At 61.9% G+C, this 20,521-nt stretch carries 19 protein-coding genes; 9 read left to right on the top strand and 10 right to left on the bottom strand.

Annotated elements, in window-relative coordinates:
* Window positions 1-36 precede the first annotated feature (36 nt).
* Genes DLD99_RS14840 through DLD99_RS14805 form a run of 8 tightly spaced genes read right to left on the bottom strand, consistent with a single transcriptional unit; the run spans window position 37 to window position 10,633 of the window.
* Window positions 37-2,406 (bottom strand): hypothetical protein, encoded by a 2,370-nt coding sequence (locus DLD99_RS14840; protein WP_114883185.1) that lies wholly within the window; start codon window positions 2,404-2,406, stop codon window positions 37-39.
* Between the two features lie 10 nt (window positions 2,407-2,416).
* The gene (locus DLD99_RS14835; protein WP_114883183.1) at window positions 2,417-3,556 is read right to left on the bottom strand and encodes a hypothetical protein; all 1,140 of its coding nucleotides are present in this window, start codon (window positions 3,554-3,556) and stop codon (window positions 2,417-2,419) included.
* Window positions 3,535-4,980 carry an alkaline phosphatase family protein gene (locus DLD99_RS14830; RefSeq protein ID WP_114883181.1) on the bottom strand — a complete coding sequence of 482 codons (1,446 nt, stop codon included), beginning with the start codon at window positions 4,978-4,980 and terminating at the stop codon, window positions 3,535-3,537. Before DLD99_RS14830 ends, DLD99_RS14835 begins: the two co-directional genes overlap by 22 nt.
* Window positions 4,970-6,202, bottom strand: coding sequence for a metabolite traffic protein EboE (gene eboE, locus DLD99_RS14825; protein ID WP_114883179.1), 1,233 nt, complete (start codon window positions 6,200-6,202; stop codon window positions 4,970-4,972). Before eboE ends, DLD99_RS14830 begins: the two co-directional genes overlap by 11 nt.
* The gene (locus DLD99_RS14820; protein WP_114883177.1) at window positions 6,199-7,083 is read right to left on the bottom strand and encodes a TatD family hydrolase; all 885 of its coding nucleotides are present in this window, start codon (window positions 7,081-7,083) and stop codon (window positions 6,199-6,201) included. The genes eboE and DLD99_RS14820 overlap by 4 nt, the downstream gene beginning before the upstream one ends.
* A 36-nt stretch (window positions 7,084-7,119) precedes the next feature.
* Complete coding sequence (locus tag DLD99_RS14815) at window positions 7,120-7,875, bottom strand: EboA domain-containing protein (RefSeq protein WP_114883176.1); 756 nt, start codon at window positions 7,873-7,875, stop codon at window positions 7,120-7,122.
* Entirely contained in the window at window positions 7,872-8,762 is an 891-nt protein-coding gene (locus DLD99_RS14810) for a UbiA family prenyltransferase (RefSeq protein ID WP_114883175.1), read from the bottom strand. Before DLD99_RS14810 ends, DLD99_RS14815 begins: the two co-directional genes overlap by 4 nt.
* Window positions 8,759-10,633 carry a 3-dehydroquinate synthase gene (locus tag DLD99_RS14805; RefSeq protein ID WP_114883173.1) on the bottom strand — a complete coding sequence of 625 codons (1,875 nt, stop codon included), beginning with the start codon at window positions 10,631-10,633 and terminating at the stop codon, window positions 8,759-8,761. Before DLD99_RS14805 ends, DLD99_RS14810 begins: the two co-directional genes overlap by 4 nt.
* 636 nt (window positions 10,634-11,269) lie before the next feature.
* Here DLD99_RS14805 and DLD99_RS14800 point away from each other — a divergent pair.
* Genes DLD99_RS14800 through DLD99_RS14775 form a run of 6 tightly spaced genes read left to right on the top strand, consistent with a single transcriptional unit; the run spans window position 11,270 to window position 16,502 of the window.
* Complete coding sequence (locus DLD99_RS14800; protein ID WP_114883171.1) at window positions 11,270-12,442, top strand: acyl-CoA dehydrogenase family protein; 1,173 nt, start codon at window positions 11,270-11,272, stop codon at window positions 12,440-12,442.
* The gene (locus tag DLD99_RS14795) at window positions 12,439-13,632 is read left to right on the top strand and encodes an acyl-CoA dehydrogenase family protein (RefSeq protein ID WP_114883170.1); all 1,194 of its coding nucleotides are present in this window, start codon (window positions 12,439-12,441) and stop codon (window positions 13,630-13,632) included. The genes DLD99_RS14800 and DLD99_RS14795 overlap by 4 nt, the downstream gene beginning before the upstream one ends.
* A gap of 14 nt (window positions 13,633-13,646) precedes the next feature.
* Entirely contained in the window at window positions 13,647-14,429 is a 783-nt protein-coding gene (locus DLD99_RS14790; protein ID WP_114883168.1) for an SDR family oxidoreductase, read from the top strand.
* A 1-nt stretch (window position 14,430) separates the two neighbouring features.
* Window positions 14,431-14,919, top strand: a complete 489-nt coding sequence (locus tag DLD99_RS14785) for a MaoC family dehydratase (protein ID WP_114883166.1) — start codon at window positions 14,431-14,433, stop codon at window positions 14,917-14,919.
* A complete protein-coding gene (locus DLD99_RS14780; protein ID WP_114883164.1) occupies window positions 14,916-16,118 on the top strand; it encodes an acetyl-CoA C-acyltransferase in 1,203 nt (400 codons plus the stop codon). The genes DLD99_RS14785 and DLD99_RS14780 overlap by 4 nt, the downstream gene beginning before the upstream one ends.
* Complete coding sequence (locus DLD99_RS14775; RefSeq protein WP_114883162.1) at window positions 16,119-16,502, top strand: steroid Delta-isomerase; 384 nt, start codon at window positions 16,119-16,121, stop codon at window positions 16,500-16,502.
* 42 nt (window positions 16,503-16,544) lie between these two features.
* Here DLD99_RS14775 and DLD99_RS14770 read toward each other — a convergent pair whose 3' ends face one another.
* Together DLD99_RS14770 and DLD99_RS14765 are read right to left on the bottom strand one after the other, a co-directional pair.
* Window positions 16,545-17,000, bottom strand: a complete 456-nt coding sequence (locus tag DLD99_RS14770; RefSeq protein WP_085709929.1) for an SRPBCC family protein — start codon at window positions 16,998-17,000, stop codon at window positions 16,545-16,547.
* A gap of 23 nt (window positions 17,001-17,023) precedes the next feature.
* A complete protein-coding gene (locus DLD99_RS14765) occupies window positions 17,024-17,797 on the bottom strand; it encodes an SDR family oxidoreductase (RefSeq protein WP_114883160.1) in 774 nt (257 codons plus the stop codon).
* Window positions 17,798-17,959: 162 nt separating this feature from the next.
* On the opposite strand from DLD99_RS14765, the gene DLD99_RS14760 reads away from it, so the two are divergent.
* The 3 genes from DLD99_RS14760 to DLD99_RS14750 are packed head-to-tail and all read left to right on the top strand — an operon-like array spanning window position 17,960 to window position 20,517.
* Window positions 17,960-18,802 carry an alpha/beta fold hydrolase gene (locus DLD99_RS14760; RefSeq protein ID WP_114883158.1) on the top strand — a complete coding sequence of 281 codons (843 nt, stop codon included), beginning with the start codon at window positions 17,960-17,962 and terminating at the stop codon, window positions 18,800-18,802.
* Window positions 18,799-19,590, top strand: a complete 792-nt coding sequence (locus DLD99_RS14755; RefSeq protein ID WP_114883156.1) for a fumarylacetoacetate hydrolase family protein — start codon at window positions 18,799-18,801, stop codon at window positions 19,588-19,590. The genes DLD99_RS14760 and DLD99_RS14755 overlap by 4 nt, the downstream gene beginning before the upstream one ends.
* Before the next feature lie 18 nt (window positions 19,591-19,608).
* Entirely contained in the window at window positions 19,609-20,517 is a 909-nt protein-coding gene (locus DLD99_RS14750; RefSeq protein ID WP_114883154.1) for an acetaldehyde dehydrogenase (acetylating), read from the top strand.
* Window positions 20,518-20,521: the final 4 nt, after the last annotated feature.

Below are 20,521 nucleotides of genomic sequence, written 5' to 3'. Positions count from 1 at the left end.
GCGCGAGGCCCGCAGTGGCTCATCTTTCCTGATGGATCAAAGGTCGTCGTAATCACTCATGTTGAGTTTCACGGGCGGGAAGTTGCGCTTGACCAGTTTCTGCGCCCACAACTCCAGCACCGCGCGACGGCTTTGCGACAGGTCGCGGGTGATGGGCATCGCGAGGGTGCTTTCTTCCTGGTACTCCTTGCTGATCAGCCGGATCAACTGATCGACAGCGCCTTCCACCCGGGTGCGGGAGTTGAGCGGCATGAACTTGTTCATGATCGGGTACAGGTAGTAGAAGGTCTTCAGGACCCGTGGGTAGATGAAGTCATCCCAGATCGCCTCGGGCGCATTCTTGTTCTTGTAGATCTCGTTCCAGTAGTTGACGAAGTCCTGTTGCAACGGCATGTCCAGAGGCAGGACGCGCAGGGGGGCGAGGAAGTCGATCTGGGCCTGGTTGAGCGCGAAGCTGAATGGGATCGCCGGGTCACTGGTGCCTTCCTTGACGATGAAGCGCAGCGTAGGGAAACCCGGGGCCACAGCCTTGAAACTCACCTGGGCGATGCCGTCGCCGTTGGTGGTGGTGGCGACGTAGGAGTAATCCACTGTCTGATCGTTATCCAGCGTTCCGTGGGTGTAGACGCCGGCGTCGAATTCCAGGCAAGGGGTCAGGGGGACCGTGATCGGTTTACTTGAGCCATTCATGAATGACTGATAACTGACCTCAACGCCCACCGGTTTGTCTTTGGTTTCCAGATTGACCAGTCGACGACCGCTGCCGGTGGCCAGATAGTTCGCTACAGGTGCCGTGCCCTTGAACTGTGGCAGGTTGGCGGTGTTTTTGTTGCGGTCTGCGTTGTCGTAGAACAGCGTGAAGTCGGGGTTATTCGAGAACGTCAGGTAGTAGTCGCTGGTGGTCACGTTGTAAGGGTTGCCGTATTCCACCACCCAGAGTGTGGTGTGGGCGGCCGGTTGACCATCTTTCTGCACCATGATGGTCAGCGTCTTGCGATCGTTCACGTCGACGAAGGTGCCGCTTTCTACCACCTCGGCAGTCCAGATTTGCTGAGTGGCGGCTTTCACGGGGCCTGATGAAGTCTGTTGCTGCAACTCCAGCGGGCCGGATTGCAAGGTGGTCGCTTGCGTGGAGCTGAGAGGGATATCCAGCAGGCCCGAACGCTTGTCGAAGGCCGACTGTCGGTACTGCTCGAAACCGATGTCGACCACCGGCACGAAATTCCCGTTCTGCGATACGCCCAGCTTGAAGTCGCCGGCCTGGAACTTCTCGGCAGTCAGGACATCGGCGTTCTTGTCCAGCGGATAGAACGGGAACGTGTTGGCCAGATCCAGCGACAGCGTGTTGTTGGTGATCTGCGCCGAGGTCACACCCAGATTGGTGCTGGTCGGCTTAGGCATGTCGGGGCGAGTGACCATGATCTTCTGGTCGGTGACCAGACGCGGGCCGGCGGGCGCCGTGGGGTATTCGTGGTCGAGCCACAGACCCAGGGTCGCTACGGTACGGTTGTAGGCGGGGTTGAAGAAAATACCGGAAACGTTGTCCAGCCCCTTTTGATACATCGCCGTCAAACGGGCCTGTGCCGCTGGGCCATTGTCGCGGGTGTTGACGTACGGGAAGTCGTTGAACACACCGTTCCTGTCGTAACAGGTGAGGTACGTGGCGAACCTGAACATCAGGCCCTGAGCGTTTTGCGCCTCCATCTGTTGCTGAAGATTGCTCAGCAGGACGGAATCGCCGATGACCCATTCCAGATTGTCCCGGGGAAAGCAGGTCTGCCAGGTGGTGGTGACATACGCCAGACCACCGAAGTCGCCGGCCCAATTGAACGTCAGGAAGCGGTCGAGCATCCGGTATTGCCGGTTCAAGGTCAGGCCGCAGGTGGCATCTCCCAGCTGCAACTTGTCGAAGTACAGCGCCGTGAAGGTGTTCTGCCACGGGCTGATATCGACGAAGCGCGCGGCCGTCGGGCTCTGACTGCCAAAGGGATTGCCGAGCAGCTGGAAGTCCCTGCCGACCAGTGCGTCCTGAGCAATGTAGGTGTTAGCCTGCAACTCGCCGCCAATAATGGTCGAGCGGGTGCTCTGGTAACTCACCGTCCCGCAGGCGTTGTCGCCAAACAGGTCCCATTCGGCGGGTATGAACGGGAAGGTGTTCGGGCCTCCGTTGGTCGGCACCTGCTGCACATAGGGCGGCAGATCATTCTGCTGAACGGGTGAAATGATCCAGGGCATCAGGGTGGTGGGAGCGTTCTCCTGGGTGATGTCGTAGTAGCGGGTGAACGGCCAGTTGATATCCATCTTCACCGCGTCATACAGCGGCAGCACATCGTTGTTGTTGGCCGTCGGCGGGTTCCAGAACATATGGCCGTTGAGGTAGATCCGGGGGAAATTCAATACGCTCATGTCGTGCTCCTTAGCGTTGCCACTGGGCGCGCTTCAGCGACCAGACAAAGTCCAGTTTTTTGTAGCCTTCGAAGTCGGAGGCCGGCAGCGGAGTGGTCGGGTAGACGATGCCGCCATCCTGTTTCATGGCGAAGTTGTAGTAGCCCTTGTCGTTCGAGTAGGCCGCAGTGCCGTGGCAGGCCAGACAGGACGAGGTGTTCTGGAACGCCGACTCCAGCTGCGAGTTGGCCAGCACCTGGGTGACGGGCTGGAACTCGACCCCGATCAGCTCGTACTTCGACAGCGTCGGGTTGCTCGCCTGGAAGCTGACGTTCACCGGTTTGGCGGCCGGGGTCGGCCCGGTGGTGTTGGTCATCGGCGTCGGTGTGGGGGCGTTGGTCACCGTGTATTTGCTGTTGTTGACGTTTTCGAAGGTGGTCCAGACCCAGTTGGCGTCCAGCTTGTTGACCACGTGCAGACCGCTCAACGCCGCATAGCCGACCTGATAGGTGCCGTCCTGCTCGTAATAAGCCTGGCCAATGTAGTAACCGTCGTTGGCCAGGGTCTGCCGGTAGGTGGTGTCCGAGCCGATCCACAGCCACGCGGCCTTCAACTCCCACGCGGTGGCCGGGAAGTCCAGGTTGTCCGGCAGCGCGGCCTGACCGTTCATGTTGTAGACCTTACGCTGCACGATGTAATCGAAGGTGTCCTGACCCATCAGCAGTTGAAAACGCACCGGGTTGCCTTTCTGAGTAGCAGGCACGGCGCCGCCCATGTGCAGCGCCAGGCCATCGACCTGTTGCGTGGCATTGAGGTTATGGAAGGTCCGGTTCAGGTCCATTCCCAACGTTCGGGCCTGTGTCAGCACCTCGGCAGGAGGCGGCACCGGACTGGCGTAGGCGCCGGGCGCAGCGCCATCGGGCAGGTAGACCTGGTCCGAAGGCTTCATGGTTTCCCACACCCGGTTACTGGCCTGAGTGGGGCTGAACTGGTTAAGACAGACGAACCAGTTCCAGGCCATGGTTTCGGGACTCTGCTGGAACGCCGCCCGGGTCTTGGCAATGTCGGTTCCAAACTTGAGGAATTGATTGCAATCGAAACTGTTGGTGTCCTGTGCCTGAGCCAAACCGGCCAGTGCACTGAGAACGGTTAAAGAAATGGCTCGCCGCATGGAAGCTCCTTGGCATTGGCCGAGTGGTGGTAGAGGTGCCCCAGAAAATGCTGAAGGAGCAGTTGTTTCACTGCCGTGGCCGCCAGGGTTTGCGGCAGCGGCAGATCGCAATTGGTGATGAGCAGCGGGCCGGTGTCCTCGCGCTCGGGTAGGCGGCCGTGACTGCCACGGACCAGTCCGGTGTCCAGTGGAATCAGGTCCATGTAGTAGCGGAAACCGAGTTTTTTCTGCAGCAGGCGGCGTGCGACTCTCAATTTGGGAAAGCGAATGGCCGGGTCGATGAACAGCTCCAGCGGGTCGTAGCCCGGCTTGCGGTGGATGTCCACGGTGCGGGCAAAATCCGGGGCCTTGCGATCGTCGAACCAGTAGTAGTAATCGAACCAGACCCCCGCGGCGGCCACGGCCACCAGCTCGCCGCTGCGCGGGTGATCCAGCGCAAAGGCCCGTTGCTCGGCCTTGTCCAGCACCTGCTCGATGCCGGGCTGGCGCTGCAGCAACGCTTTGACGCGGGGTATGTCCCGGGCGTTTTTCACGTAGACATGGGCGATCTGATGATCGGCCACGGCAAAGGCTGCACTGGCGCCGGGGTCGAGCAGTTCCCAGGTCAGCGACTGGCGTACTTCCAGCAAACCTTCCGAGCGCAGCACGCGGTTGATGGACACCGATTGGTTGACCGCCTCGATCCCGTATTCGGACAACAGCATCACCGCTGCGTCTTGCGCCTCGGCGAAGGCCAGCAGCCGCCCGACCTCATGGTCGATGGCCCGCACCTCATCGGCAATCGACGGGTGATCGGGGCCCACCCGCTGCAGGCTGTAGTCGAGGTGCGGCAGGTAGATCAATTGCAGGTCGGGCCGGTCGAGCTGGAATTCGGCGATGGCGCAATCGACGATCCAGCGGCTCGACGCAATGCCCGCCGCCGGCCCCCAGAACCCGGGAAAGGGAAACTCGCCGATCTGCCGTTCGATGGTTTCGTGCAACGAAGCGGGCGACGAATACAGGCCGAACAATTTGCGGCCATCGGCGGGGTAGTGCGGACGCGGGGTGATGGCGGCGTCCACGTCGGCGTACATGTTGTACCACCAGAACAACTGGCTGCAGCGAAACCCGGGGATCTCACGCTTGAGTGTTTCCCAGACCTTTTCCCCCTGGATCAACGCATTGGGCTGCAGCCAGAACTTCACTTCGGCCTGATCGCGAAAGTACCAGCCGTTGCCGACGATGCCGTGTTCGGACGGCGGTCGTCCGGTGAGAATCGAGGCCTGCACGGACGAGGTGACAGCCGGGAACACCGGTTGCAGGCTGGCCATTCTGGCGGTTTTGAGCAGGGCATTGATGTTCGGGGTCGCGTCACCCAGCAACGCCGGCGTCAGCCCGACCACGTTGATCAGCAGCAGCGGTTGGCGTGGTTGTTCAGAGGGCATCGGCGTACGTCTCCTGCGCTTGTGGCTGCAACAGTTGCCGTTGGCGCAACTGCTCCTCGACCCATTTCAGTTCCGCCGCGATGCCCTGCAGCTGGGCATGCTCGGTGGTCGGGCGCAGTTGGGCGGGGAGGACGCCCCAGCTGTAGGTTTCCACCTCCAGCACGGGGCGAAACTCCCGATGGTCGGCGAGATAGTCGAAGGTCTGCGCCAGGGCGATCTGACTGCCGCTCAGCTCGGGCAACACCAGCTGTTCGCTGAACAGCGGGATATGGAAATGAATACGCAACTCGGAAAAGAGATCCGGGTGCTTCGCGCAATCGTCGAGGGCGGCAGGAAGATCGGCCCAGGCCACCAAGCGGTCCTGCGCGTCCAGCGCCTTCACCTGATGCAGGTAGGTGGTTTCGCAAAAATCGCGCAAGGTCTTGAGGACCCGTTCGCGACGGCTGTCGTCCACGGAGGGCAGGCGACAGACCAGAGCATTGGAAAGCTGGATCTTGCCGATCGGCACCCGCGCCTGACGCAGCCTGACCAGCGAGCGATAGCAGTCTTCGAACATCACGGCCTGATGGCAGACGTCAAAACACAGCGCCAGATACTCATGGTGCGGATCGGTGGTTTGCCAGCGGCGGAAGAAGGCGATGGCCTGATCGGTGTTTTCCAGCACGCAGTCCGGTTCCATCTCCAGGCAGAACACGATTTTCTTGCCGGTCTCCCGGTGCAGCCTGGCCAGTGACGTCGTGAGCTCGCGCAGTTGAAACTCGGCACGTTGTTGCAGCGTCGGGCTCCAGGTGGCGGCGTACCCCAGCGGTACGGTGGAAATTACCCCTTGATGACAATCCGCCGGCAACGCCTGCGCGAGGATCTGCGCCAGTTCGAGGCTGTACGCCAGGCGCTTCGGCTCGGCCCAACTGGGCAGGTACACGGCGGCTTTCACCGCGCCCTCATGAAACTGTCCGTAGGGAAAACCGTTGAGCGAGGTCAGTCGCAATCCACTGCGTTGCAGCAGTTCGAGAAACTCCGCCTGCGCGGATTTCTGCTGTAACCCGGTGGCGGCGAGGGCGCTGATCCAAAGCCCACTGTCCTGTTGTTTCAGCCCGCGTTGTGCGCGCACGCCCTGAAAGTGCTGTTCGATGGAGGCCTTCAGCCTGGCCAGGTCATGGGTCGGGTGCACGTTGCTGCAATACCCGACCTGCGCGGCAGCCCAACCCATGCCGGCACTCATTTGATCACCGGCTCCTGCCCGCGCAGGGCAGAGTTGTCCTGCCATTGCCGGCGCTGATCGATGGGCAGCGGCGTGCTGATCAGGGTTTTGTCCAGTTGGCCGCTCTGGGCGAAAAAATCCACCGGGTTATGGAACAGCACTTGTTCGACCTGGGCCTCGCTGAAACCCGCTGCCAACATCGCCTGACCGGTTTTCGGCACCTTGAGCGGATCGCTGATGCCCCAGTCGGCGGCGCTGTTGACCACCATTTTATCGGTGCCGTATTGCTGGAGCAGGGCGACCATGCGCTGTTCCGACATTTTGGTGTTGGGGTAGATCGAGTGGCCGCGCCAGCAGTCGCTGTCCAGTACCAGCGGCAGCGTCAGTTCGTTGAGGTGATCGATGATCACCAGATTCTCATTGATCCCCACCTCGCGAATCACCGCCAGCGTGCGCTTGGTGCCGCCGATCTTATCGCGGTGCGGCGTGTGCACCAGCACCGGCAGATTGAACTGTCTGGCCAGTTCCAGCTGCGCGGCGAGAAAGCGATCTTCCTCCGGCGTGATGTCGTCGTAGCCGATTTCACCGACCGCCACCACGCCGTCTTTCACCAGATAGCGAGGCAGGATCTCCAGCACTTCATTGGCCACCGACAAATCATTGGCCTCCTTGGGATTGAGGCCGATGGTGCAGAAGTGATGGATGCCGAACATGCTGGCGCGAAAGCGCTCCCAGCCCAGCAGGGTGTCGAAGTAATCGATGAAGCTGCCGATACTGGTGCGGGCCTGACCCTGCCAGAAGGCCGGTTCGATCACCCCGGTGATGCCGGCGGCGGCCATGTTCTGGTAGTCGTCGGTGGTGCGGCTGACCATATGAATGTGCGGATCGAAATACTTGGGCATGGTGAATCCTCGTCAAGGGAAAGGAGACGTTGGGTATCAGTTCAGGTGGGCGCGCCATTCCGGCGGCAGGCGCTGCTGTTGGTCCAGGGCGGTCAATCGTTGGCGTTGCTCCGGGCTGAGCCGGTCGAAGGCAATTGCCAGGGGCAAGCCGACGGACACCGCCCGGTGAGCCGCGAGTTGCTCTTCCAGCAGATCGAGGGCCAGTTGATTGAGGGTGAGGCTGTGTCGCTGGCTCAGGCCGGTCAGGCGTCGCACATCGAGCCCCATACCCAGCGCTTTCAGCACCAGTTGGTGGAAGGCCCGTTCCGGGTAGTGACGGGACGGGTAGGGCGTATCGAGGGCGAGGGCGGCAAACACCTGGCTGTTGCTGGTGCGCCCGGCCTGCAACGCCAGTTCCACGCAGTGCCCCTGGCTGTCGAGCCAGTCGAAGGCTTTGAGGACGGCGATCTTTTCCTGATCGTCGCCCCATAGAAAAAGCTGGCGCAGCAAGGACAATTGTCCGCCCTCGGAGGACTGTTCAAGGACCTGTGCCAGCAATAACGCACGTGCCAACTGGATCAGATTCCAGTGGCTGTCGGGCAGCGCCCGGTCACGCAAATGACGCTTGCACTGGCCGCTCAGGAGCGATGCGGTATTGGCGTCCGGCTGCCGGGCCAGTTGCTCCTGTGCCTGACGCCACCAGTGCAATTCGCTGTCATCGAGTTGCCGGGCGAGGGCCTGATGGTGTTCGGCAAGGCAATCGCGGCGCATGCCGAGGGCCGCCGTCGGCGGCGCGGTGACGTCCATGTTCATGTCGGTTTGATCCAGCGTTGAAAGTGTGGGAGCAGGAAAAACACCAGGACACACAGCAGGCTGCCCAACGGCTGGTTGGCCACGGCCATCACCAACGCATCGAACAGTGGCAGCGCCGCGAGCCCGGCACCGATAAAGGCGCGGACCTTGCGCTGCTGCGGGTCGGCAAGGTGCTGCCGGTAATGCCAGCCCAGCCAGCCGAGCCAGAGCAACAGCACCGGCCAGAACCACAAATTGTCGGCGTAGATCGCCAGGGCCAGCGGGCTCAGCATCAAGAACAAGGGCAAGCGACTGAGCAACTGGTTGTTGTGCTCATTGCGCGCCAGGTAAGTCAGCCCGCTGATGTAGACGCCCAGCAAAATCGCGCAGAGCCAGATCGGCTCCGGCGGCACCGCCAGGCTGGCCGCCGCCGTGAGGTACAGCGCCGAGCGACAGGCGCCCATCAACCAGACGCTGTGGGCGTATTTTTTGTGCAGCACGTTGTAGCCAATGATGCAGCCCACCAACAGGCTGACGCTGGCCAACAGCCAATGAGGCTGGTCGATTAACTGGCTCAGGCCCAGCACCGAGGCTGCCGCCAATGTCAGTAACAACACGGTGGCGAGGCGCACTTGCTGGCGACTGACCAGCCCCAGCGTGATGGGCCGAGGATTGTGGTGTTGCTGGTCCCAGTCGGCATCCAGCAGATCGTTCAGCAACATGCCGGCCAGATACAGCAGCGACAGGGTGAACAGCAGCAGAATCCACACCAGCCACGAGGGCGGCGCCAGTGCACCGGCGCTGCTGGCCAGCAGCGCGGCGGCCAGGGTGTTGGTCCACACCGTGGGCAGGTTGGAGACACGGCCGAGGGTCATCCAGGTCTTGAGGCTTCGCGGCGTCTGGCTCATTTCGCGAAGCCCTCGCTCAGGTCGAGCACCGGGATGCTGCGGGTGGACAGCTTCTGCAGCGCCCGCTCCATCCGCGCATCGTCGATTTCATGCAGGTCCACCGACTGGCCGATTCCGCTGAGCATCGGGATCGAGAGTTGTCCGCCGAGGTGCTGGCGGAACTCCTCCAGCCCGAGCAACACCGGTGAGCGACCTTGCGCATCTTTGAGGGTCAGTTCCGGCGGGCACAGGTTGAAACCGAGTTGGGTCAACAGGCTCATCACCCGTTCACAGTCGACATCGCTCAACAGTCCGAGGGCATTGGCGTAGAGCCCGTCGAGGGCCATGCCCACCGCCACGGCTTCGCCATGGCGCAAGCGGTGGTGGCTGAGGTTTTCCAGCTTGTGCGCGGCCCAGTGCCCGTAATCCAGTGGTCGCCCGTTGCCGCGTTCGAAGGGATCGCCGGCGCCGGTGATGTGCGCCAGGTGCAGTTCGGCGCAACGGCGGATCGCGTAACGACTGGCCGAATGATCGAAGCGGGCGAGGGCGTCGGCCTGTTGTTCCATCCATTCGAAGAATTCCCGGTCCTTGATCAGCGCGACTTTCACCGCTTCGGCCAGCCCGGCGATCTGGTCGCGGCGGGTCAGGCTGGTCAGCAACTGGAAGTCATTGATCACGGCGGTGGCGGGGTAGAAGGCGCCGAGCAGGTTTTTCTGGCCGAAGGCGTTGATGCCGTTTTTCACCCCGATGCCGGCGTCGTTCTGGGCCAGCACGGTGCTCGGCACACGGATCAGGCGTATGCCGCGATGGAAGGTGGCGCAGGCGTAGCCTACGGAATCCAATACCGCGCCGCCGCCCAGAGACAACACATAACAATGCCGGTCCAGCCCATGTTTCAGCATGTCGGCGTAAAGCTGCTCCAACACCTGAGAATCCTTGCTCAGTTCACCGGCCGGCACCGCAATCGGCGGCGCCTGCAAATGCAGGTCCGCTGCATGGGCGGCAAAGTAGCCATCGATCTGTGCCAGCAGGTGCGGCGCGCTTTTCAGCAGTTGTTCATCGGCGAACACCATCACCGTCACCCGGCCGTTTTGCCGGTTGGTGAGTTGTTGATGCAGGCAGGGGTTGGAAGCGTCGAAGAGGTGATCGGTGAACACCACCGGGTAGTCGTAACTGACCTCGAATCGCCCGTGCAGCGTTTGCTCGGCAGTGTGTTTGCGCAAGGCTTTGAACAGGCTGTAGCCGGCGATGAACAGCCCCGGTAACACCATGCTGGCGAGAATCGTCACCAGCAACGCGTTCTCCTCGACGAGGAATGTGCCGATGGCGCTGTAGGCCAGTGCCAGACCGGCGTTGGCCAGGGTGGTCACCAGCAGGAATGAGCGCAGCGGATAACGCTGCATGCCCGCCGCTACCACGGAGGTTTCAGCCAGTACCGGCACCCCGCGCAGGCAGATCAACGACAGCGTGCCCAGTCGATAGGCCATTTGCCCGGGCTTGCGTTGATGCAGGCCGAGACGACTGGACAGCATCCGGAAATAGCCGGCACCCAATGCGTAACCCAACCCGGCCCCCAGGCACAGGCCAATGAAGATCACCAGATAACCGCCGACACTGCCCAAAATGGCCACGGCCAGCAGCGCGACCACACTGGAAGGCACGGGCAACACAACGTCCAGCGCCAACAGGGCGATCAGCAAAAGCGCGAGGTTGAGTTGCTGGGTGGGGGAACTCGGCAGGTACAGGTCGAGATGATTGAGGAAGTCCTGGATCTGCTGTTCGAACAACAGGAAGCTGGCAATCACCAGTACTGCAAAGCAAAACAGTGACAGCCAGAAATGTCCGGCCGACGCATTTTTCGAGAGCGCACGATACCAACGGCTGTGCTTCATCAAGCATCCCTCTTGATTGTGATGACTGAGTTCCGTTCAGCAACTAAAGCAGCGTCTTGTTTGTTTCAGAAGAATGAACGCTCCCGCCGGGAGGGCTGTTTTTATTATTCGATTGATAGCGCTTGCGAAGATATTCATGAACCTAGACGGTTGTTGTGGTTTTGCAAGTCGATTGGGTGATGGCGTTTTTCAGCGGGTGTTTAGTGGGTGTGGAAGTGCCGCAACGTAGCGGGAATTGTTCGTAGATTTAGTCAAGATATTCAACAAGATGAATGGTTTTGTTGAAGCTATTTAAATACTGTTTAAGCCGCCAAATGAGAAACTATTTCAACTTGGTTTGTTAGCAAGCTACTTAGATGGTGGCCAAGTGGCATTATTTTTTGTTATTTGAGTTATTGCGGCTGGCTATAAGCGTTCTTGATAGTTGAGTGAATTACTTGGTTAGTTGGCCTTTTAACTTGCAAGTTAACCTCGAAAGAAAGATCCGGATGAAAGCCAATTCGTTCAAAACTTTCGACAACCTCCATTCGGACTAGGCAAGCCTGACGATTCTGCCGTGCACCGCCCGGACCAGACTCGCTACTCAAAGGGGCACCACTTCACGGGTGCTCCGCCAGACGAGTAGAAGGCGCCGCGATGGAGTTTGCATTCAGCGACGAACAGGAAATGATCCGCGAATCGGCCGAAGGTTTTCTGGCGCATGTCTCGGATTCAGCCGCCGTGCGCGCGGCGATGGTCAGTGAGCGGGGTTTCGACGAGGCGTTGTGGCAGCGCCTGTGCAGCGAAATGTACTGGCCGGCGATTCATATTCCCGAAGCCTATGGCGGGCTGGGGCTCGGATTTGTCGAACTGGGCATCTTGCTGGAACAGATGGGCCGTCGATTGCTGTGTTCTCCGTTTTTTGCCACCGCTTGCATGGCCACGCCGGCGTTGCTGCTGGCCGCTGACGATCAACAAAAGCAGCGCTGGCTGCCATTGATTGCCGACGGCAGCGTCACCGCCGCACTGGCATTCAGCAGCGCCAACGGCCGGGCCGCCGAAGACGTGCAGGTCACGGCGGTGAAGGAGGGCGACGGTTTTGTGCTCAACGGCACGCTCAATCATGTGCTCGACGGGCATGGCGCTGACCTACTGATCATCGCTGCACGACTGCCCGGATCCGTTGGCGAGGCAGGCATCAGCCTGTTCGCCGTGGATGCCGATCACCCCGGAATCGAGCGGCAGATGCTGCCGACCATGGACCAGACCCGTCGTCAGGCACGCATCCGGCTCAACGGCGTGTACCTCGACGGGCAATGCCTGCTCGGCGAGTTCGGCGCAGGCTGGCCGCACCTTGAACGGGTGCTGCAACTGGCCTGCATCGCCCTGGCTTGCGAACAGACCGGCGGCGCGCAACAAGTGCTGGATCTGAGCGTCGCCTACATGCAGGAACGCCAGCAATTCGGCCGGCCGATCGCCAGTTTCCAGGCCCTCAAACACCGCGCCGCCGACATGATGCTGCAGGTGGAATGCGCCCGTTCAGCCAGTTATTACGCGGCGTGCGTCGCCCAGGAAGTGCTCGACCCTGAAGGCGATCCGCAGGTGGCCGCCGAGTTGCCGACAGCCTCCGCGCTGGCCAAGGCCCACTGCTCGGACACCTTCTTTCACTGCGCCTCGGAAGCCATTCAGTTGCACGGCGGGGTCGGCTTCACCTGGGAATACGACGTGCACCTGTATTTCAAACGCGCCCGCGCCAGCGAGAGTTTTCTCGGTCTGCCGGCCTGGCATCTGGAGCGTATCGCCGAGGCGATTCTGGGGGAGCAGCCATGAAGATCAGTTTCAGCGAACACGATGAACGCTTCCGTCAGGAAGTGGCTGACTGGTTGCGCGTCAACCTCAGCGGCGAATTCGAAGCCCTGCGTTTTCGCGGCGGCCCGGGTGACGAGCACATGTTCCCCGAGGAACGCAAAGCCTGGGAACGCAAGCTCGCCGAGGGTGGCTGGACCTGCGTGGGTTGGGCCCCGGAGCACGGCGGCCGAGGACTGTCGATCAGTCAGCAAGTGATCTTCCACGAGGAATACGCCCGCGCCGGCGGTCCCGGACGCATGGGGCATATCGGCGAAGGCCTGGCTGGCCCGACCATCGCCGCTTTCGGCAGCGCCGAACAGCAGCGGCGATTCCTGCCGGGGATCGTCAACGGCACGGCATTCTGGTGCCAGGGTTATTCGGAACCGGGCGCCGGCTCGGACCTCGCCAACGTCAAGACCCGGGCCACGCTGGATGAAGACAGCGGCAGCTGGATCATCAACGGGCAGAAAGTCTGGACCTCACTGGCCCATGAATCGGACTGGTGTTTTGTGCTGGCCCGCACCGAGCCCGGCAGTGTCGGCCATCGCGGTCTGTCGTTCCTGCTGGTGCCGATGGCGCAGGCCGAAATCACCGTGCGACCGATCGAGCAACTGACCGGCACGTCGGAATTCAACGAAGTGTTCTTCGACGACGCCCGTACCGATGCCGCCAACATCGTCGGCCAGCCGGGCGAGGGCTGGAAGATCGCCATGGCGCTGCTCGGTTTCGAGCGCGGGGTGTCGACCCTCGGTCAGCAGATGCAGTTTCACAATGAACTGAACGAGATCATCGGCATCGCCCGGGCCAATGGTGCCGCGCGCGATCCGGCCTTGCGTCAGCGTCTGGCCCAGGCCTGGAGCGGCCTGCGGATCATGCGCTACAACTCGCTGCGCATGCTGTCGGGTGCCCAGGACGGTTCGCTGCGCAAGGAAGCGACCATCTACAAGCTGTTCTGGTCCACCTGGCACGCCAGCCTCGGCAAGCTGGCGATGGACGTCCTCGGCGCCGACGCCGAACTGCTCGAGGCCGCGCCGTATCAACTCACGCGCCTGCAATCGCTTTACCTGTTCAGCCGTGCCGACACCCTCTACGGCGGCAGCAACGAGATCCAGCGCAACATCATCGCCGAGCGCGCTTTGGGCATGCCCAAAGAGCCACGCCTTCCTGTGTGATCAAGGAGTTTTCCATGTCTGTTCCTCACTATGTCGCCGGTCACGGTCTGTTGCGTGGCAAGTCGGTGCTGATCACGGCAGCAGCCGGCGCCGGTATCGGTTTTTCCGCCGCGCTGCGGGCCGCCGAGGAAGGCTGTCGGGCCTTGATGATCAGCGACATCCATGAAGGGCGGCTGGCCGAAGCGGTGCTGAAAATCCGCGAAACCACCGGTCTGCAGCAGGTTTTCGGGCAAGTCTGCAACGTCGCCGACGAAGCCCAGGTGCAACAGCTGATTGCCAGCGCCGAGCGTGACCTCGAAGGCGTCGACGTGCTGATCAACAACGCCGGCCTCGGTGGTTCCGCGTTGCTGGTGGAGATGACCGATGAGCAATGGAGCCGGGTCCTCGACGTGACGCTGACCGGCACCATGCGCATGACCCGGGCCATGCTGCCGAAGATGATGGAGCGTGGCGCCGGGGTCATCGTCAATAACGCTTCGGTCCTTGGCTGGCGGGCGCAAAAAGAGCAGGCGCACTACGCCGCTGCCAAGGCCGGGGTCATGGCGTTGACTCGCTGCGCGGCGGTCGAGGCCGCCGATTACGGAATCCGCATCAACGCAGTGAGCCCGAGCATTGCCTTGCACGATTTCCTGCGCAAATCCGCGCCGCAGGCCGTGCTCGAGCAACTGGCGGCCAACGAAGCCTTCGGCCGCGCCGCCGAGGTCTGGGAAGTGGCCAATGTGATGATGTTCCTGGCCAGCGACTACAGCTCCTACATGACCGGCGAAGTGTTGTCGGTCTCCAGCCAGAGGGCGTGACATGCCGCGTATTTTCGACACGCCTTTCGCCCTGCGCGACGCGGTGGGTGAAGAGCTGGGCGTCAGCGACTGGCTGTTGCTGGCGCAAGACCGCATCAATCTGTTTGCCGAAGCCACTGGCGATCATCAGTGGATTCACGTCGACCCGGTCAAGGCCTCCAGTGGTCCCTTCGGCGGCTGCATCGCCCACGGCTATCTGAGCCTGTCGCTGGTCAACCTGTTTCTGCCGCAGATCGTCGAGGTGCGCGGCATCGCCATGGGCGTCAACTATGGCTGCGAGCGCGTGCGTTTTCCCACGGTGGTGCCGGTGGGTTCTCGTGTGCGCGGTCGTGCGCAGTTGATGGCCGTCGACGAGGTCAAGGGCGGCGTCCAGGCGACCATCCGCGTCAGTGTCGAGATCGATGGCGAAGAACGCCCTGGCTGCGTGGTCGACACCATCAGCCGCTACTACCCGCAAGATTCAGCAGCACCTTCGAGGAGTCCCGCATGAAAGAAGCCGTCATCGTTTCGACCGCCCGCACCCCGATCGGCAAAGCCTTTCGCGGTGCATTCAACGACACCGAAGCGCCACTGCTCGGTGGCCACGTGGTGCGCGAAGCCGTGCGCCGGGCGGGCATCGAGCCCGGTGAAGTGGACGACGTGATCATCGGCGCGGCGGCGCAGCAAGGCACGCAGTCCTACAACCTCGGTCGCCAGTGTGCGATTGCCGCCGGCTTGCCGTTTTCCGTGTCGGGCATGGCCGTCGAACGTCAATGCTCGTCGGGGTTGATGAGCATCGCCATGGCCGCCAAAAGCATCATGTGCGACGAAATCGACATAGCCGTGGCCGGTGGCCTGGAGTCGATTTCACTGGTGCAGAACAAGCACAAGAACCTCTATCGCAATCAGTCCGGGGTAGTGCTTGAGCGCGATCCGCACGCTTACATTCCGATGATCGAAACCGCCGAGATCGTCGCCGCCCGCTACGGCATCAGCCGCGAGGAGCAGGACGAATACAGCTACCACAGCCAGGTGCGTACCGCCCTGGCCCAGAGCGCCGGGCTGTTCGACCGGGAACTGGCGCCGATGACCAGTCGCAAGGCGATATTCGACAAGGCCACTGGCGAAACACGCTTCGAAACCCTCAGCCTGCAACGCGACGAGTGCAACCGCGTTGATACCACCCGCGAGAATCTCGCTGCCCTGGAACCGGTCTGGGCCGGCGGCGAATGGACCGAAAAGGGCCGTTTCATTACCGCCGGCAATGCTTCGCAGCTGTCCGACGGCGCGTCAGTTTCGGTGTTGATGAGCGCCAAACTGGCCGAGAAACGCGGGCTGGAACCCTTGGGGATTTATCGCGGGATGGCCGTCGCGGGCTGCAACTCCGACGAGATGGGCATCGGCCCGATCTACGCGATTCCGAAACTGCTCAAGCGCCAAGGCCTGACCATGGACCACATCGGCCTGTGGGAGCTGAACGAAGCGTTTGCCTGTCAGGTGCTGTATTGCCGTGACACGCTGGGCATCCCTCAGGAGCGATTGAACGTCAACGGCGGGGCAATTGCGCTGGGGCATCCGTTCGGCATGTCCGGTGCGCGGATGGTCGGTCACGCCTTGATCGAAGGTCAGCGCCGTGGCTTGCGTTATGTGGTGGTGAGCATGTGCATCGGCGGCGGCATGGGCGCTGCGGCACTGTTCGAGGTGGTCTGAATGATCAGCGCACAGCAGATTCAAACCACCATGGCCCGTTATGTGGAGTTGGTGGATGCCGGTGACATCGACGGAATTCTTGCACTGTACAACGAGGGTGCGACGGTCGAAGACCCGGTCGGTCAGCCGCCGATTCAGGGCCTCGCTGACATCGAGCGCTTCTACCGCCAGGGCCTGGGCGCGAGCAAGGTTTCAGCTACGTTGACCGGCCCGGTTCGCGCGACCTTGAACGGGTGTGGGGCGATGCCGTTTCGGGTCGACATGCAGTGGGCGGGGCAGCCATGCTCGCTGCATGTGATCGATGTGATGGAATTCGATGACGCCGGCAAGATCCGCTCGATGAAAGCCTATTGGAGCGAAGCCAACATCGGGCCGCAGCCCTGATTGCGGTTGCAGGCTGCGCCATATCGCAGCCTGCAACCCGATTCATTGCGAGATACCGTTTTCGTAATAGACCTTGAGATTCTCGGCAATCTGCCGCACAACCTTGTTGAACGCCTTGCCCAGCAGTTTTTCCATCAGTCTGCCGCCGCGCAGGCTGTAGTGCATCTGGGTGGTCATGCGGCTGAACTCACCCTCGCGCTGCAAGGCATAACTGAAACTGGCTTCGCGAAACGGGAAGGGCGCACCGGCGCTGGCCTTGTGCAGCACCAGGACAAAACCGACGCCGTCCTGCCATTGCACCACGCTTTCATCCAGCCACTGGCCGCCCTTGCGAAATACCCGGCGACTGGCGCCGAGCCCTTCGATTGGTCCGGGATGCAGCTGGCAGCCGGTGAGTCCCGGCACATAGTGGGGCGCCAGGCGCAGATCCCGCAGTTTGGCCCAGGCGGCGGGCGGAGACAGTTCGAGCAGAACGCTGTGGCAGGCAGTTGCCGGCATGCTGGATTTCCTTTTGATCAGGTTCAATGGGACTGGGCAGCGTCGAGAAACGCCGGGCGTTCGCCACCACCATGCACGGTGATGTCCGCGCCGCTGACATAACGCGCCAGAGGGGAGGCGAGGTACAGGCAGGTATCGCCGATGTCTTCCGGCGCCGCCAGGCGTTGCAGCGGAATGGTTGCAGCCACACGGGCAATACCGGCCTGATCGCCGTAATGCAGGGCGGCCTGTTCGGTAAGGATCAACCCGGCCGTGACCGCGTTGACCCGCACCTTCGGTGCCCATTCCACGGCCAGCGAGCGAGTCAGGTTGAGCAATCCAGCCTTGGCCGCGCCATAAGCCGCCGTGCCCGGTGAAGGACGAACCGCGCTGACGCTACAGATATTGATGATTGCACCGCCGTTGTCCTGCATCTGCATCACCCGATTGGCCTGCTGACAGAGATTCAGCGGGGCCAGCAGGTTCAGGCGAATGATCGCTTCGCTGAAACGCGGCGAGGCGCTGGCGGCGTCGGCATTCGGCGAGCCGCCGGCATTGTTGACCAGCACGTCGAGCCGGCCAAAACGCTCGACGATGGCGTCGATCAACCGCCCGGATTGCTCTACGTCACGCAGATCGCACGGCAGGAACACTGCCTCGCGTCCTGCGCCAAAAGGCAGTGAATCCGGCGCCTCACGCCCGCAGATCACCACCTCGGCACCGCCATCGAGAAACCGCTGACTGATACCCCGACCAGCCCCTTTGCCACCTCCGGTGACCAGCACCACTTTGCCGCGAAAATCCAGCGCATCCAGCATGCAAAAGCCTCGTTCAGTCAAAGATCAGTGCCCTCGATGCTAGGGGCGCGGGGCCCGGTGGCCAACGTCCGAAAAGACTAGGACGGCTAGTCCTGTCGGACGATGTTGGGGGGCTGGCCAGCGGAAATAATCCGGCCACAACAATAGCCGGGAGCACACCTTATGAGCGCAATGGCGCAAGGGCACTTCGTTACGCTGCCGCAGGGGTTGCGGCTGCATTATCTGGATATCGGCGGGGAGGGCACCGGCAGCGCCGAGACGGTGGTGTTCATTCACGGCAGCGGGCCCGGTGCCAGCGGCCACAGCAATTTCAAACAGAACTACCCGTTGTTCGTCACCGCCGGTTACCGCGTGATCGTGCCCGACCTGCCGGGTTATGGCGCGTCCGACAAGCCGGACACCCTTTACACCCTGGACTTTTTCGTCAGCGCCCTGAGCGGGCTGCTCGATGCCCTGGATATTCAGCGCTGCATTCTGGTGGGCAACTCCCTGGGCGGCGCCATCGCCATCAAACTGGCCCTGGACCAGCCGCAGCGGGTCAGCCGACTGGTGCTGATGGCGCCGGGCGGGTTGATGGAAAAGGAGCAGTATTACCTGCAAATGGAAGGCATCCAGAAAATGGGCGCCGCGTTTGCCCGAGGTGAATTGCACGACGCCGATGGCATGCGCCGTTTACTGACCCTGCAATTGTTCGACGAGTCGTTGATCAGTTCTGAAACGGTCAACGAACGGGTCGCCGTGGTGCGCGAGCAACCGGTCTGCGTGCTGTCGACCATGCAAGTGCCGAACATGACCGAACGCCTCAAGGAATTGCAGTGCCCGATCCTCGGGTTCTGGGGCATGGACGACAAGTTCTGTCCGGTGTCGGGTGCGCAAACGATGATGCAGCACTGCCGGAACATCCGGTTTGTGCTGCTCAGCGAATGCGGGCATTGGGTGATGGTCGAGTACCGCGAGCTGTTCAATCGCGAGTGTCTGTTCTTCTTCCAGGAAGGCCAGCGATGAGCGCGCAATTGCGTCGCCAGTTCGGCGAAGAGTTGTATCAGGCGCTGCTTGCGGGCAACACCGTGGCCCCGCTGACCGAGCGCTGGCCGTCGATCAGCATCGAAGACGCCTACCACGTTTCGCTCTATTGCATCGAGCGTCGGGTCGCGGCCGGTGACCAAATCGTCGGCAAGAAGATCGGCGTGACCTCGGCAGCAGTTCAGCGAATGCTCAACGTGCATCAGCCGGATTTTGGCTTCATCACCCGGCAGATGTCGTTCGACAATGACGCGAATATTTCCCTGTCGGCCAACCGGCTGATCCAGCCCCGTGCCGAGGGCGAGATCGCGTTCCGGCTCAAGCACGACCTGATCGGCCCCGGCGTGACTGAAGCCGATGTACTGGCGGCGACCGAATACGTGACGCCGTGCTTCGAGATCGTCGACTCACGGATCCACGACTGGCGCATCCGCATTCAGGATACCGTCGCCGACAACGCCTCTTGCGGTGTGTTTGTGCTGGGTGATGTGCAAGCCGATCCGCGAGCGCTGGACCTGCCGAACCTGCACATGCGCGTATTCAAGAACGACGAACCGCTGAGCGAAGGACTGGGCTCGGCGGTGCAGGGTAACCCTCTGACGGCGGTTGCCTGGCTGGCCAACACCCTGGGCGCCTTCGGTATTCCGTTCAAGGCGGGAGAGCTGATTCTCTCAGGCTCCCTTGTACCGCTTGAGCCTGCCCGTGCGGGCGACCGTTTTTCTCTGACCATCGATGGCCTGGGCTCTGCCCGGGTGTCTTTCTGCGCCTGACCCGTGGGGTTTAACCGGATGAACAAGAAACTCAGAGCGGCCATTATCGGCCCGGGAAACATTGGCACCGACCTGCTGATGAAAATGTGTCGATCGGAATGGATCGAGCCGGTGTGGATGGTCGGCGTCGACCCCGAGTCCGAGGGCCTCAAGCGCGCCCGTGAACTGGGGGTGAAAACCACCGCCGGCGGCGTCGACGGGCTGCTGCCCCATGTCCTCGACGATGACATTCGCATCGCCTTCGACGCGACCTCGGCCTACGTCCACGAGCAGAACAGCCGCAAGCTCAACGAGCTGGGGGTGATCATGATCGACCTCACGCCGGCGGCCATCGGCCCGTTCTGCGTGCCGCCGGTCAACCTCAAGGAACACGCGGCGTCGCTGGCGATGAACGTCAACATGGTCACCTGCGGTGGCCAGGCGACGATCCCGATGGTGGCGGCGGTGTCGCGGGTGCAATCGGTGAGTTACGGTGAAATTGTCGCCACCGTGTCGTCCGGCTCGGTCGGGCCGGGCACCCGGCAGAACATCGACGAGTTCACCCGCACCACGGCCGGCGCGGTCGAGAAGATCGGCGGCGCCCGCCGTGGCAAGGCGATTATCGTCATCAACCCGGCCGAACCGCCGCTGATGATGCGCGACACCATCCATTGCCTGACGGACGACGAGCCGGATCAGCAGCGGATTCGCGCCTCTGTGCTGCAGATGGTCGAGGAAGTGCAGCGCTATGTGCCCGGTTACAAGCTGATCAACGGCCCGGTGTTCGATGGCCGCAAGGTCTCGATCTTCATCGAGGTGGAAGGCCTCGGGGATTTCCTGCCCAAGTCCGCCGGCAACCTCGACATCATGACCGCCGCCGGCCTGCGCACCGCCGAAATGTTCGCCGAAGAAGCCCACAAGGGCGCCCTGCAACTGCCCGCCCGTTAAGTGG

Origin of the sequence: Pseudomonas kribbensis, from assembly GCF_003352185.1 — a bacterium.
Classification (GTDB): Bacteria; Pseudomonadota; Gammaproteobacteria; order Pseudomonadales; family Pseudomonadaceae; genus Aquipseudomonas; species Aquipseudomonas kribbensis.
The sequence above is the reverse complement of the archived record's forward strand: the minus strand, read 5'-3'. Positions and strand labels throughout refer to the sequence as shown.

Bases quoted from the DNA above. Each gene is read 5' to 3' on its own strand.
- DLD99_RS14765 (WP_114883160.1), bottom strand. From the start codon at position 17,797: ATGCTGGATGCGCTGGATTTTCGCGGCAAAGTGGTGCTGGTCACCGGA.
- DLD99_RS14780 (WP_114883164.1), top strand. From the start codon at position 14,916: ATGAAAGAAGCCGTCATCGTTTCGACCGCCCGCACCCCGATCGGCAAA.
- DLD99_RS14820 (WP_114883177.1), bottom strand. From the start codon at position 7,083: ATGCCCAAGTATTTCGATCCGCACATTCATATGGTCAGCCGCACCACC.
- DLD99_RS14835 (WP_114883183.1), bottom strand. From the start codon at position 3,556: ATGCGGCGAGCCATTTCTTTAACCGTTCTCAGTGCACTGGCCGGTTTG.
- DLD99_RS14755 (WP_114883156.1), top strand. From the start codon at position 18,799: ATGAGCGCGCAATTGCGTCGCCAGTTCGGCGAAGAGTTGTATCAGGCG.
- DLD99_RS14800 (WP_114883171.1), top strand. From the start codon at position 11,270: ATGGAGTTTGCATTCAGCGACGAACAGGAAATGATCCGCGAATCGGCC.
- DLD99_RS14785 (WP_114883166.1), top strand. From the start codon at position 14,431: ATGCCGCGTATTTTCGACACGCCTTTCGCCCTGCGCGACGCGGTGGGT.
- DLD99_RS14840 (WP_114883185.1), bottom strand. From the start codon at position 2,406: ATGAGCGTATTGAATTTCCCCCGGATCTACCTCAACGGCCATATGTTC.
- DLD99_RS14775 (WP_114883162.1), top strand. From the start codon at position 16,119: ATGATCAGCGCACAGCAGATTCAAACCACCATGGCCCGTTATGTGGAG.
- DLD99_RS14790 (WP_114883168.1), top strand. From the start codon at position 13,647: ATGTCTGTTCCTCACTATGTCGCCGGTCACGGTCTGTTGCGTGGCAAG.
- DLD99_RS14750 (WP_114883154.1), top strand. From the start codon at position 19,609: ATGAACAAGAAACTCAGAGCGGCCATTATCGGCCCGGGAAACATTGGC.
- DLD99_RS14770 (WP_085709929.1), bottom strand. From the start codon at position 17,000: ATGCCGGCAACTGCCTGCCACAGCGTTCTGCTCGAACTGTCTCCGCCC.
- DLD99_RS14805 (WP_114883173.1), bottom strand. From the start codon at position 10,633: ATGAAGCACAGCCGTTGGTATCGTGCGCTCTCGAAAAATGCGTCGGCC.
- DLD99_RS14815 (WP_114883176.1), bottom strand. From the start codon at position 7,875: ATGAACATGGACGTCACCGCGCCGCCGACGGCGGCCCTCGGCATGCGC.
- DLD99_RS14810 (WP_114883175.1), bottom strand. From the start codon at position 8,762: ATGAGCCAGACGCCGCGAAGCCTCAAGACCTGGATGACCCTCGGCCGT.
- DLD99_RS14760 (WP_114883158.1), top strand. From the start codon at position 17,960: ATGAGCGCAATGGCGCAAGGGCACTTCGTTACGCTGCCGCAGGGGTTG.
- DLD99_RS14830 (WP_114883181.1), bottom strand. From the start codon at position 4,980: ATGCCCTCTGAACAACCACGCCAACCGCTGCTGCTGATCAACGTGGTC.
- eboE (WP_114883179.1), bottom strand. From the start codon at position 6,202: ATGAGTGCCGGCATGGGTTGGGCTGCCGCGCAGGTCGGGTATTGCAGC.
- DLD99_RS14795 (WP_114883170.1), top strand. From the start codon at position 12,439: ATGAAGATCAGTTTCAGCGAACACGATGAACGCTTCCGTCAGGAAGTG.